Consider the following 13187-nt stretch of genomic DNA (forward strand, 5'->3'; position numbering starts at 1 on the left):
AATGGCCATCATTCAAACATCCGGTGTGCAGATAACAGGCATTTGCTCAGTACTGCCCGGTCGCTATGTGCCTAACACCGATCTGGCCGAAGTGATCGGCGAAGCTGACATCCAGAAAATTATCGACAGTACAGGTATTGCGGGCAGACGCGTAAGCGGTGGCGAAACCGCACTGGCAATGGCACGGCAAGGGGCCAGTGAACTGCTGAGCGAGTTGAACTGGGCCCCTGATTCGGTTGGCCTGTTGATGATGGTCACCCAGTCTGCAGACTTTCCCTTGCCCGGCAACGCGGTGCAACTGCAGCATCAGTTGGGGCTGGATAAATCAGCCGCTTGTTTTGACGTCAACCTGGGATGCTCTGGATTTGTTTATGGACTGTGGCAGCTCACCGCTTTGCTGCAGGGCATGAATTGTGAACGTGCTTTGCTGGTGGTAGGTGACACAACATCCCAGCAGATCGCCGATGATGATCGGAAAGTGGCGCCGCTGTTTGGCGATGGTGTCAGTGTGATTGCCGTTGAAAAACAGGCAGATGCCGCGCCAATGACCTTCACTCTGGGGACCGATGGTGCAGGTGCGCCTTATCTGATCCAGCCTAATGGTGGGGCGCTTAACCCAGGCAAAGCGCCTGCGCTGTTTATGGAAGGGACTCAGGTGTTTGTGTTTACCCTGCGAGAAGTCCCCGCTTGTATCAAGACTTGTCTGGATACCCATGGCTGGTCGACCGATGAGTTGGATTACCTGGTACTGCACCAGGCCAATAAGATGATGTTGACCCGGCTGGGTGACAAGGTGGGGGTAACCGGTGAACGCCTGCCTATGGACTTTGAACAGATAGGTAATACCAGCAGCGCCTCTATTCCGCTGGTGATGACTGGCACCCTGGCTGAAAGCTTGAAGAATGGTGAAACCAAGCTGGCAGCCTCCGGGTTCGGTGTGGGCTGGTCATGGGGAACGGTCGCAATGACGGTGCCGCCATTGAGCTGTTGTAAAACCATAGATTTTGAGACAGAAGCATAACGATTCAATCAGAAGCCGCTCATACGAAGCGGGAGAGCCATAAACTCTCCCGCTTTTACCTTGTTAATCCAGAGGCCTGGGTGGGCGACCGCCGCCTGAACACTCCATATATCTGGCGACCGAATAGTAGCTGGAACCATTATCCAGTTTGACCCGGATATTGACGGTATTGCTGCCTGGGTAAACCGTCAGCAACATATTGCTGTTGTAGCTGCCGTTATACACCAGAGTTTCAGGGTAATCCGGCGAGGAGGCCATATACACCTTCATACCACTGGCTCCCTGGGCATAGTTGGTCGACAGCATGATTTTACGTCCATTCTGGCCAACACATCCGAGGCGTTCTATCGCCACATCTGATGGATAAGGCTGAATCGGGGTGCGGCGGACTGTCGTGACCGCTTTTCTTTCCATACGAGAAAAAGGCACTCCGGCACTGCAGGACATACTGCTGCCACCGCAATAACCCAACGAGTAACCACCATTGGCACTTAAGCAGGCGCTTGAACTGTTGGTTGGCCGTATGTAATCACTGATATATCGACCACTCGACGTTCTGCATGAAGCACTGCCCTCATAAACCGGGACATCAACATAGGTCGTGATGGTTTCAACATTCCAATCTTCATACCAGGTTCCCGCCAGAGCAGCGGGTGACATCATTGCCAGGGCCAGTAATGTAAATCTCTTCATATAACTCTCCCAGAATCTAAAATTGATTCGTGTTGCCACATTTAAAATTTGCGTCTGTCGTTACTCAGCCTCTTTTGCGGTGGGCTGTGATTGGTAGAGTGACAAGGGAGATGCCGGGAGCAATAAAGAACTGCTAATGGTTTAACAATGAAATGCTGATGTTTAATGAAATTAGATAGCTAAGGCTGAGTTGGGTCAGTAGCTCTTAGTAAACTCTGAGTGATTACAACAGGTGCTGGTTATATTTTGAGTTGGTGGCAGCAAAAAAGGCCGCTTACAAACAGTACCAATTCGCATAGGGTCTCAAGCTCAGTTGGATTGACTGAACCTCCTATGCGGAATAGCACTAAGCGGCTACATGAATTTTCATGTCAACATCAAGGCTGGGTGAGCCAGGGATAGAAACCAAGGTGATTTGTCACCTTCAGGCCTTTATAAGGTGTATTTGACAGAGAACTGCAGGTAGGTTGAGTCGGCGTTGGCGTCACTCACCTCATAGTTACCCACTTCCACACCAGCCCATAGATAGGGCGTGAGTTGCTTAATCAAATTCACCCCCCACATCTGCCTTTCCCGGTTTTGAATATCGGTTTTGGCATGGCCGTAGAAAACGGTGCTGCGATAACTCTCGCTCCAGAAATGACGGTATGCCGCCGTGTAAGCGGTTGTCTCTTCTGCGGCTGGCTGATCATCATGGGTAATGACATCTGTCGTTAGCCCCGGAGCAACATACCGGCCAGGCTTGCCCACATTAACCTGAAAGCGAAAGTCGTCTTTCTCTCCAATCAGCAGCTTGCCGGACAGGTTGAAGGCGGCAACGGTTTTATCCAGGCCATCACTGTCCAACTGCCTCACCAGAGCCGCCACGGCGAGCTCACCCCAATCCGCTTTATGTATGTAGCGACCTACGACATCGGGTAATGAGTCATTCTTATTGTCAGCGCCTGTGGTTTCCGGGTTTTCCAGCGCGAACTGGAATCCGCCATAGGTGTAACGTATCTGAGTTTGGCGAATGAAGGCTTCGCCCACATGCGGCCCGCCAAAATCGAGCGTCTCAGGAATCGCCTTGAGCGGCATAAAGGTGGACCATGTTTGTCCTACCAGCCAGTTGTCATATTTAATGAAGGCGTGACGCAACCTGGGGTCATAGTTGTTTACCACGGCCTCGCTGCCGTCAGAGCCGTAAAAGTCGACTTCGACAAACCCCATCACCTTACCGTGGGTATAACTGGCGTTGAACCTTGACTCCCTCATGTTGAAGTGAGTTTGCGAGGCGTCTTCCCCCGTGGTGCCTGTGGCGATCCAAAAAGGTCGGTAGGGGACATTGCCGTCGACATGACGAATGTCCGCCTTTAAATATCCGCCGAATTTGAGCGTGTTGTTATCACCGAGTTCAAATTCGTAAGCAGCATAACCTGAGCTGCTGAACAGCGCCGAGGCGATAAGCGTCAGTGTTGAAATCTTCATATATATCTCCTTTTTTATTTTTTAGTTTCAATCGTTAACCCAGCCGACTAAGGCCAAATAGCTGGGGGAAGAAAACCAGTAGCGCCAGAATGAACATCTGCAAGGCGATAAACGGCAAGACCCCTTTGTAGATGTCTATTGTCTTGATTTGCGGTGGGGCGACTCCCTTGAGGTAAAACAGGCTGAAGCCGAAGGGAGGGGTCAAAAATGAGGTTTGTAAATTCATGGCGATAAGAATGGCGAGCCAGTTCATATCGAGCCCAAGTGACAGGGCAATAGGCGTCAGTATCGGCACTATGATGAAGGCGATTTCAATAAAGTCGATAAAGAAGCCCAGGATGAAAATGGTAAGCATGGCGATCAGCACGAATGTCCACTGAGCATTGGGCAGAGAGACAAAAAACTCCTCCACAATGGACTCACCTCCGCTGTAACTGAACACCATTGAAAACGCGGTGGCACCAATCAGTACGGCAAATACCATCGAAGACACCTTGACGGTTTCCAGCGCACTCTCGAACAGGAGTTTGAACCTGAATTTGCCGTAAATAGCGGCTAGTAACAGGGCGCCAACGCCGCCAAGTGCAGACGACTCCGTCGGCGTAGCCAGCCCGGTATAAATCGAGCCCAATACCGCGATGATTAAAAACAGCGGAGGAATAATCAGCATCAGGCACCTCAGCACCATGCGCAGATTGGGTTCACCGGCGTCATTGTTTATGGCCGGGGCGATATCAGGTTTGATATTGACTATGGCCAGGATGTAGATGAGATAGGCAGATACCAGCACCAGTGAGGGGAGGATAGCCGCCGTGAACAGGTCGCCTACAGGCAGCCCCATCACATCACCAAGAATGATTAAGATTATCGAGGGCGGCACTATCTGGCCCAGGGTTCCTGCGGCACAGATAATGCCTGTCGATAACCTGGGGTCATACCTGTGTTTCAACATCACCGGCAGCGATATCACGCCCATGGCAACCACGCTGGCCCCCACCACACCTGTTGATGCAGCCAGAAACAGTCCAACCACTATGGTGGAGATCGCCAGGCCACCCTTAAGCCCGCCAAACAGCTTACCCATGGATTCAAGTAACTCTTCGGCCAGATTGGTTTTTTGAAGCACAATGCCCATAAAGATGAACAGCGGAACCGCCATCAAAATGGTGTTTTGCATGGTGCTCATAATCCTGAATGGCATGAATGCAAACAGGTCGATACCCAGTACCAGAATACCCACCACCATAGAGACTCCGGCGAAGGTAAAGGCGATAGGAAAGCCAAAGAATATGGCGATCATTGCAATGGCAAAAAGGGCTAAACCTGTCATGACTCAGCCTCCACCGGTGCGCCCAGCAGCACCGAGAGTTCACCTATGAGCCGATAACATGCGGCGATAATCACGAACAGAAAAGACAGGGGAATAACTGACTTAATTATCCAGAAATGACTGAGTCCGCCGGGGTCTGGGCTCTTCTCTCCCAGCTGAAAGGCATCTTCCACAAAGCCCAGTCCGAAATAGATGATGAGCAGACTGAAGGGGAACACTGTGACCAGTATGCCCACGCTGTTGATCACGGCCTGTGTCTTACGACTGAGGTTGTCGTAGAAAACATCAACCCTGACGTGACCATCCTCTTTCAGCGTGTAGCCGATGCCGAACATAAACATGGCTGCAAACAGGTGCCATTCCAGCTCCTGCATGGCGATGGAAATATTGTTGAATAGGTAGCGCATAACGACGTCATAGAAGACATTCAACAACATCAACACCATTAAAACTGCGCAGAGATAACCGAGGTAATCCAGTAGGTTACCCAGTAAATTGTGTATTTTTCTCATGTGACTGTTCTTATATTTACCGCTGGATAAAAAGCGAATGCCGCCGGGCTTCAATCAAGTCATCAAGTCTGGTTAAGAGCTGGCAGCAAGCCAGCCCCACAGACTGTTACTGACCAATTTCCAGGTAGACCTGATCTGAGATCTGCGTCCAGGGACGTGCAATGCCCTGATAGCGTTCCTGAGACTCGATGATTTTTCTGGTGAGCGGATCTTGCTGCTTGAACTGCTCGATAAGCTGATCGTTGGCCCTTTGCAGCTCCAGCATGATGCTGGCCGGGAAGGTTCTTATCTGAATGTCAGGGTACTGTGTGGCGATTTTTTCCAGGTTGAGGGCGTTTTCATGCATAGACTGGGCATACATGTCATAAGCAGATGCACGCATGGCCACCATCAAAATCTGTTGAAGATCTTCTGGCAGGCTATTGAATGCTTTCTCATTGATTAAAAATTGCAGCTCAGTTGCCGGTTCATGCCAGCCTGTGTAGTAGAAAGGAGCGACCTTTTGAAAGCCCATACGGAGGTCTAAAGAGGGGCCTACCCATTCCAGCGCATCTATGGTGTTGCGCTCCAGTGCGGTATAAAGCTCGCCCGCAGGGATATTGACGGGGCTGGCACCCAACTTGGAAATCACCTCACCGGCAAAGCCGGGAATCCGCATTTTGAGACCCTTTAAATCATCTATCGACTTGATCTCTTTGCGAAACCATCCACCCATTTGATTGCCGGTATTGCCTCCGGGAAATGATAGTAAACCATAAGGTTGGTAAACCTGCTGCATCAGCTCCATACCGCCACCGTAGTAAAACCAGGCATATTGCTCAGTTGCCGTCATACCAAAGGGTCTGGTGGTAAAAAACATGGTGTTGAGGTCTTTTCCCTTCCAGTAGTAAGAAGCTGAATGACCCATTTGGTACTGCCCGGCCCGAACCATATCGAAAATGCCTAAAGGGGCTTTGTGCTTATTCTTGGAGTCGATGGTGATGATAAGCCGACCGTCGGACATCTCTTTAACGCGCTGAGCCATGCTTTTGACTGTGTCACCAAAAACAGGAAAGTCTTTCGGCCAGGTTTCAGCCAGGCGCCAGCGATAGGTCTTTTGTTCATCGGCCATTGCGCTGGTGGACAGCAGAGACAGTGCCGAAATAAGGAGGGTCGTGAATAGAGGTTTGAGCATCTTGGTGTCCCTTAATCTAATTAATGAACTGCCAAGCTAGTTATTTTCAGACAGGCTGAATATTCGGTTTACTACTGAGTCATCTGCGGGTTTTTACGTAGTCGCATTCGGTGGCGCGACCGCCTGTTTGTCACATTCACGCTTTGGCTGAGCGGTTGACTTCAGGGGACGGGATATTTTTATCAAGACAAATACAGCGGATTATTTGTAATAAAAATAATCGGTTAGCTTTTGCTGTTGGGGTCTGTTGAGGCTTGCTGGTGGCGGAGCTTTATGCTGAGGCCAGGCGTTTGGTTGAAATTTAATCAGGCGGGTGCACTAATATTAAGACAATAAAAAATAAAAATGACCATGGAGCCTGATGTTGGACTTCAAGCAAAAAATCATAGCTCTCACGATTCTCCCGCTTGTGCTTTCTATGCTGATCATTTTGTTGGCATTGCATCATCAATCTGAACTTTTGTCAGAGCAGAGTGGCGCTTCCTACAGAGAAAAAATTCTGGAGTTGCGAAAGCAACAACTACAATCCCATATTGAATTGGCAATGGGGGCAATTAGCCATATTTACCTCACGGCCGATCAAGATGACCCTGTTGCACAAAAGCAGGTAGCCGAGATCCTCAACACACTGGAGTACGGAGAAGATGGCTATTTTTTTGTGTACAGCGATACTGGCATCAACATAGTGCACCCCCGCCAACCCTATCGAGTAGGCCAGGATCTCTGGGAATGGGTCGACGTATCAGGTAATCCCCTGATTCAGATTTTGATTACCAATGCGCAGCAAGGCGGTGGGTTTCATGAGTACCTGTGGGAAAAGCCTTCAACAGGTTTAATGGCTAAAAAACTCGCCTACTCTGTGATGCTGGATAAATGGCAGTGGATGGTGGGAACCGGCATCTATATTGATGATATCGACCGGGATGTGGTGACCCTGCAGGAAGAAATCAACGGTCATATTAACCAGACATTTCTGGTGATACTGGTGCTGACGGTGGCGGGCGTTGTGGTGGTGTTTTTCTCTGGCCTTTTTCTGCAGGCGAGCGAGAGAAAACTGGCAGATGTAAAGCTGAAGGCGCTGACCAATCGCATTGTCGACAGCCAGGAGATAGAGCGCCAGCGTGTCTCCCGTGAACTTCATGATGGCATTATTCAGATGTTGGTATCGACAAAGTATGTCGTTGAAAACGCGATCTTTAAACTGAAAAAAGGTGAGGGTGCAGATAAGGAGTTGTCGCAGTGCGAGCAGTATCTGGATGCCACCATTAACGATGTTCGCCGCATATCCCGGGATCTGCATCCCAACCTGCTGGAAGACCATGGTTTATCAGCTGCACTGGCGGCTTTGATTGAAGACTATAAAAGTCGGCTGGGCCTCGATATTTCCTTTACCCCACTGGCAATTAAAAAGCTGCTGCCGAGCGATGCCAGAACGACGCTGTACCGCATTGCACAAGAGGCGCTGACCAATATTGAACGACATGCCAATGCCACCAAAGTGACGGTGAAGCTTCAGGTAAACGACGCCTGGTTTAAGCTTTCCATTACCGATAACGGTTGTGGTTTTGACACCCAGAAATTAAGTCGCAACAAATCCCCCTACGTTGGTATCGGACTGAGGAATATGGCCGAGCGAATAAGCTATTTTGACGGCAAGCTCGACATTTACAGCGCTAAAACCGGCACCAAGGTGGTGGCAAAACTGCCCAAAAAGCTGATGAATTACGGCAATTCTGAAAAGAGGTAGGTGATGCGAATTTTTATTGTGGACGATCATCCAATTTTCAGAGAAGGGCTCATTGCCCGCTTTTCCATGGATGATGATTTTGTTGTCGTCGGCCAGGCCGCCAACGGCAAAGAGGCGCTTGAAAAGGTGCCTGCCCTCAAACCGGATATTGTACTGATGGACATCAGCATGCCGGAAATGAACGGTATGGATGCCACCGAAATCTTCAAAGACAAGTTTCCTGACATCAAAATCCTGGTGCTGAGCATGCACGACGACAAGGAGTACGTGCTGAGTGTGCTGAATCTTGGTGTGAATGGTTACGTCCTGAAAGATATCAGTGCGTCGGAGATGTTCTACGCCTTAAGAGTCATCAACAATGGCGGCATTTACTACAGTCGGGGTATTCTGGAGCTGCTGGTGCAAACCACTCTTGAGCCGGAAAAAAGCACTGTGTTAACCACCCGGGAGCAGACAGTGCTGCGACTGCTGGCCTCAGGTTTGAACAACAAAGAGCTGGCCCGGGAACTCGATATCAGTGTCCGCACCGTAGAAACCCACAGGCGTAATATCAAAGAAAAGCTGGGCATTAAAACCAGTGCTGGCCTGGTGCGCTATGCCATCGACCACGGGCTGGATGACTAAGGAACTGCCTGACTGTGCTATCAAACTTGATTCATGGTCTGCAAAACTGAGAGCAGACTAATCAAGATGCCTGCCTCTTGTCTCCTGCAAATAGGCGATACCAACCGCGTATCTGTTTTATGAGTGAAACCTGACGTCTTCGACCTGATCTGTTTTAAGTGAATAGGTCACAGACACTTTTCCCTCGAATCTTTCAAAGGGAGGGACTTCGCCCAGTACGGGGATTTTTCTGGCGGGGACAGATTCGATGGGGTCGCCAAGTAGCGCGTGTACATCCTGTCGCGTCATTCCGGCGTTAAGGGATTTGGGGAAACGTCCATCCGGCCGCATCCAAAATATAAGCGCGATTAGCCTTTGGGTATCGCGTTTGAAAATAAACTCAGTTTTGCTGGCCTCTGATGAGATGTAAAAGTCATCTAGGCTGTCATCTATTACCTCAGGTTTGCTGCCATCCACCAGTGCCAGGAAATGGCTGTCTTGCTGCAGCTGCTGATAGGTTTTGCCTATCCAATCTGAATATGGCTCAGCGGGTTCGGTCATCTTGATTCCCCAAAGGTGATTGATGAGTTGTTTGTGCCCGGGTCACATGTGCTTAGTGGGTTTATTTTGTCCAGGTCGAATAATGCGACTACTCAGGTCAGCTGGCTACAGTATTCAAATAGCAAAGCGCACTGACAGCACCAAATACCACCCATGACAGGTGTTTCCCTTGGGTGAAGTAGGCAGAGCACAGTGCGCTCAACGCAAACACCACACTGATAGCATAGAGGAAGGCGGAGGCATTGTTTTGCTGCAACACCAGGATTGCTGCAAACCCAAACCATGCCAGCGTTGTAATGTGCCAGGCAAACCTCAGGGTCCCCTTGGTAAACTCATCGCTTCCAAACAGATGCGGCAAATTGTCACGCCTGAACAGACGAATCAAAATGTACTTCTCACCCAATATTGAATGGACGAGTCCGCAAATGACCAGGAGTATTGATGCAACTAACAGCACGGCAATTCCTTTGTGTGGTTAATTTATGCCTCAGTAAGCTACCTGAGCTTGCCAGCTTGGTCTACCTGACACAGAGCGGGAGTTTAGTGGCGTCTGAGTGATAGATATCCATATCACTCCACGACGGTTTTCCCTCTATGGTGTCTTGGATAATCCTGAATCGTTACCAATAAAAGCCGGATAGAGATATAACCGCGAGGGTTGAAGCAATGATGGTTAAGGCAAAAACGCCCAAGGCTTTAGCCAGCAGAATGGAGCCCTGCTTAAAGCCATAGAATTTATAGGCATAAATTGGGATACCCACAAAACTTATAATTGCACAAAGAAGTGGGTAGATTTTCAACTCAGCAATCCCATTTTCCCTTCCATGTTGCTTACACCAGATGAAAAGGCAAAACGCGATAAATAAAGAGTTGATGGGGAAACTGACATCACTTTGTCCGGTTGTGGCGAGGAAATAATCGTCGACTAATGATGACAGCACAATAGAAAGCGCCATGACTAAAACCGTTTTGTATGATGACTTCATAGCCTGCTTATAATTTTAGATATTAATCCTTTGTAAGGTATCTGACCTTACCAACAGGGTCCATTGTGCAAGGGAGTTGGCAGTGCAACAGCGGCGTTGCACGGCTGGAGCTCACTAACAGCTGAGGAATAGTTCAAAGCAGACGGCACCCTTGTGTTGGCTGTCCGACTTCAGTGAGTTGTTAGCCAGCTTAAAACCAGCGATGGCCTGGTGCGCTATTTTGCATAGGTTGACCTGGCCGAATTAAGCACCTTTGTCGGTTTCAATTAATGTCACTGTACGCTCCAAAAACCGCTGAAATGCCCTTTCAGGTATAAACTCAGCTCTTTGTTCTACATTGAATCGCTGCAATATCGACTGGATATCAGGGTGTTGCTGCATTTCAGAGATACTCAGGCCCTGCTGATGTAACACCTTAACCCTGGCAACCCAGTCATGAGTATCTTTCCTGAACTTGCGTAATGCCGCTTTATCCGCAGGTTTTCCGTGGCCGGGCACTATCAGTGTTTGCTCATCCCCCAACGCAAGAATCCGATCTATGGCGTCATCAAACCCTTTGAGGCCTCCTGAGTAAAATGTTGGGTGCCAACTGGTATCAAAAACGTCACCGGTAAAAACGACATTCTCCCGGTGAAGGAAAAAGACTTGGTCTTTGGGCGTATGGGAGTTAACCAATAATGAGTCAATCTCTGCGATGGCATCTGGGCTGTTGAATTGCTGCGCACCTTCACCGATGAAAAACTCGTTGCCGCCAGTATGGTCTTCATGGTTGTGAGTGTTTAACACAAAGCGAACCTGTGACTGCGTCAGGTCGTTAATCTGCTTTGCCAGCGCGGGTAACAAGGCTTTACCCGGCATAGGGTCAATCACCACAACGCCTTTTTCTGTACTGATAACACCTATATTGGTGCCATAGTCAACGGCAGACATCACATAGGTATCGTCAGAAATCTTCATGGTCGTTATGTCTGACGAAGCACTGGCGTCAGCTATCCAGCAAAGGAGCAGGCAAAGGATTATGGTGCACTTTTTCATCGTTAGCCCTAAAGACATTGCGATATTAATGACATGGCAAGCTCGGGTATTTCACTGCACCTGTAAACTCACTTTTTGTAAGCAAACTTAAGGTAGGGGGGAGTATTGCTGTGCTTTATCGGGGGGATGTATAGTTGGAAAAAGCGGGCGATGAAAGAGGGCTTTGTTATAAGACTTTAGTTGTGATCAGGACAATGCCACACCAACGAATGCCACAAACTACCAGAAACCGTAAACTGGACCATTAACGTTTTTGATTCTTTGTAATCCGGGGCTTTTACATAGTTAAAAACTAACTTGGAGTATGTTTGCTCTCCGAAGTCCCTTAGTCTATCTATCGGAGCGTCAGCATCACTTAGCTTTACAATAAGGCAGTGCCATTGTCCCTCTGAATATTGCTCAAGCCCATTTCTCCATTCCAGGAATTCATTACCCAGAAACAAATCGTGAATATAGCTTGTTAACTCTTCTTCAAACTCTTCGACTTCATCCATAGCTTGTTCTAAGTAGGCTTATAACATTTTATTAGTGAGCCCCTGTAAGCTACCTGAGCTTGCGAGCTTGGTCTACTTTGTGAGGTTGGAGGAGGCAGAGCATGATGGCAGCTTTGCTGGGCAGGAAAGTGAAGGTCGAAGAAAATCGGGGAGAGCGGTTGGTTAGACTGATGCTGGGGGAGGGGAGAAACTCTCGCCAGAGGAAAGGCGAGAGTTGAAGACGAGAATTTAACAACCGCTTAAGTGGTGAGCAACGCAATACTGAAGCTTCCGTATTCTAACTTTAATAGCTAGAATAAACGCATAGTAAAAATGCCACGCGTTGCGAATCACTTCTAAATAGTTTGTTATAAAACAAGTCTCACCATAGGCTCAATGACAAAATATACTAACCCAATCACAGCAAAGATAAACGACCACTGAGATAAACTGTTAAAACGTCGTACCAACCAATATTTAGAGAGTTTTTCAGTAACATCTGGTTCTCCGTCGAAACCATAGTAAACCATTGCAAAAATAGCGTTTAAAGCTAATGCTAAGGCAAATGACAACGTAGACAAGGCTAACGAGTAGCTTGAAACAATTAGGTCAACTTTATCAATAACTGCTAGAAAGTAGGCAAAACTTGCGCCAGTAAAAGCAGTATGAATCCACTTACCATATTCAGGTTTTTCCATGTTTGCCCTCTTGTTTTATAACGCCCTGTTACGGTGTGAGCAACGCAATACCGATGCTCCCGCATACGACCATAAACACTAAAACCAACGAATAGCAAAAATGCCACACATTGGGAATCACTCTTAAACAGTTGTTAGGTACGTTCTACAACCTCATAGAATTCTTGCAACACTGTAGACATCCATTTGATATTCGCAGTCTGATTAAGTGCTGTCTGGATAGTTGAGCCTACCGCAGTTATATAAGTATCACCTGTCGAAGAACCTATGCTTAGTGGATAATCTGCAATTTCATCACCGATTATTGCTTTGGATAGTTTTATAGCAGCTTTCTCATCCCATACCCCCGAATTGTGAACTAAACAGTTTCGAGTCTCCCTGATAGAGATAATATTGAAAAGCAGTTCATCTGAAATATCTAAGCCCAGTTCCACAAGCTTGTCCTTACCAAAGTAAATCACCTTCCCCTCGTACTTTTCAGGCTTGAGATGAATCATCGCTTCTCGAATAAAATGTTCAAAATTTGAGTACATTAACTGTACTGAAAACTCAAATATTTTCCTTGAACCTTCTTCCAGCATGTACTTCTTCATATCAGCTTGATTGAGTTCGATCGCGGGTATTTCATCTTTTTCATAACCGGTTGGAGCTCGGTCCAAAATCCGAATAGGCATATTACCGTGGATTTTCGTTGCTAGGTTAGGAGGTAAAACCTGAGCTAAATGCTGATAAGAGTGAAATAATACTGCTGATTGATAAGACGCGAAAAATTTCTCGACTTCTTTTAGTTTTTCACCTGAATGTGCTGCTAAGTCTTTCATTATGACTCCAACGCCGAAATAAGCGGTGATTAATAGTTGGATAAACTGTTTAGCGAAGCAAAACGT

General features: G+C 47.9%; 15 protein-coding genes. 3 read left to right on the forward strand and 12 right to left on the reverse strand.

The features are described 5' to 3' along the window. The first annotated feature begins 1 nt into the window (after nucleotide 1). Complete coding sequence (locus L2725_RS04595) at nucleotides 2-1021, forward strand: 3-oxoacyl-ACP synthase III family protein (RefSeq protein ID WP_249247853.1); 1020 nt, start codon at nucleotides 2-4, stop codon at nucleotides 1019-1021. A gap of 63 nt (nucleotides 1022-1084) precedes the next feature. On the opposite strand, the gene L2725_RS04600 is transcribed toward L2725_RS04595, so the two are convergent. From L2725_RS04600 to L2725_RS04620, 5 genes are all read right to left on the reverse strand, one after another. Further along, complete coding sequence (locus tag L2725_RS04600) at nucleotides 1085-1714, reverse strand: hypothetical protein (protein WP_249247855.1); 630 nt, start codon at nucleotides 1712-1714, stop codon at nucleotides 1085-1087. A 432-nt stretch (nucleotides 1715-2146) separates the two neighbouring features. Beyond that, nucleotides 2147-3181: a DcaP family trimeric outer membrane transporter gene (locus tag L2725_RS04605; RefSeq protein WP_249247857.1), complete on the reverse strand. Its 1035-nt coding sequence runs from the start codon at nucleotides 3179-3181 to the stop codon at nucleotides 2147-2149. Nucleotides 3182-3215: 34 nt separating this feature from the next. Continuing rightward, on the reverse strand, nucleotides 3216-4511 hold the full coding sequence (locus L2725_RS04610; RefSeq protein ID WP_249247858.1) for a TRAP transporter large permease: 1296 nt from the start codon (nucleotides 4509-4511) through the stop codon (nucleotides 3216-3218). Continuing rightward, nucleotides 4508-5023 (reverse strand): TRAP transporter small permease subunit, encoded by a 516-nt coding sequence (locus L2725_RS04615; RefSeq protein ID WP_249247859.1) that lies wholly within the window; start codon nucleotides 5021-5023, stop codon nucleotides 4508-4510. Before L2725_RS04615 ends, L2725_RS04610 begins: the two co-directional genes overlap by 4 nt. Before the next feature lie 106 nt (nucleotides 5024-5129). After that, nucleotides 5130-6197, reverse strand: a complete 1068-nt coding sequence (locus L2725_RS04620; RefSeq protein ID WP_249247860.1) for a TRAP transporter substrate-binding protein — start codon at nucleotides 6195-6197, stop codon at nucleotides 5130-5132. Nucleotides 6198-6615: 418 nt separating this feature from the next. Here L2725_RS04620 and L2725_RS04625 point away from each other — a divergent pair, with 418 nt between their 5' ends. Then, the gene (locus tag L2725_RS04625) at nucleotides 6616-7944 is read left to right on the forward strand and encodes a cache domain-containing protein (protein ID WP_249247861.1); all 1329 of its coding nucleotides are present in this window, start codon (nucleotides 6616-6618) and stop codon (nucleotides 7942-7944) included. 3 nt (nucleotides 7945-7947) lie between these two features. Continuing rightward, the gene (locus L2725_RS04630; protein ID WP_248934630.1) at nucleotides 7948-8568 is read left to right on the forward strand and encodes a response regulator; all 621 of its coding nucleotides are present in this window, start codon (nucleotides 7948-7950) and stop codon (nucleotides 8566-8568) included. A 117-nt stretch (nucleotides 8569-8685) separates the two neighbouring features. Here the strand turns inward: L2725_RS04630 and L2725_RS04635 are convergent, their stop codons facing one another. From L2725_RS04635 to L2725_RS04675, 7 genes are all read right to left on the reverse strand, one after another. Then, entirely contained in the window at nucleotides 8686-9108 is a 423-nt protein-coding gene (locus L2725_RS04635) for a DUF6392 family protein (RefSeq protein WP_249247862.1), read from the reverse strand. Nucleotides 9109-9205: 97 nt separating this feature from the next. After that, on the reverse strand, nucleotides 9206-9466 hold the full coding sequence (locus L2725_RS04640) for a hypothetical protein (RefSeq protein WP_346429382.1): 261 nt from the start codon (nucleotides 9464-9466) through the stop codon (nucleotides 9206-9208). A gap of 262 nt (nucleotides 9467-9728) precedes the next feature. Then, nucleotides 9729-10094 carry a hypothetical protein gene (locus L2725_RS04645; protein ID WP_249247864.1) on the reverse strand — a complete coding sequence of 122 codons (366 nt, stop codon included), beginning with the start codon at nucleotides 10092-10094 and terminating at the stop codon, nucleotides 9729-9731. 243 nt (nucleotides 10095-10337) lie between these two features. Beyond that, complete coding sequence (locus L2725_RS04650) at nucleotides 10338-11051, reverse strand: MBL fold metallo-hydrolase (RefSeq protein ID WP_249247865.1); 714 nt, start codon at nucleotides 11049-11051, stop codon at nucleotides 10338-10340. 254 nt (nucleotides 11052-11305) lie between these two features. Beyond that, nucleotides 11306-11623 carry a hypothetical protein gene (locus tag L2725_RS04655; protein WP_249247866.1) on the reverse strand — a complete coding sequence of 106 codons (318 nt, stop codon included), beginning with the start codon at nucleotides 11621-11623 and terminating at the stop codon, nucleotides 11306-11308. 347 nt (nucleotides 11624-11970) lie between these two features. Then, complete coding sequence (locus tag L2725_RS04660; RefSeq protein WP_283164162.1) at nucleotides 11971-12300, reverse strand: MFS transporter permease; 330 nt, start codon at nucleotides 12298-12300, stop codon at nucleotides 11971-11973. 134 nt (nucleotides 12301-12434) lie between these two features. Next, a complete protein-coding gene (locus tag L2725_RS04675; RefSeq protein ID WP_249247868.1) occupies nucleotides 12435-13121 on the reverse strand; it encodes a hypothetical protein in 687 nt (228 codons plus the stop codon). Nucleotides 13122-13187: the final 66 nt, after the last annotated feature.

It is taken from the genome of Shewanella corallii (assembly GCF_023349125.1).
Taxonomy (GTDB): domain Bacteria; phylum Pseudomonadota; class Gammaproteobacteria; order Enterobacterales; family Shewanellaceae; genus Shewanella; species Shewanella corallii.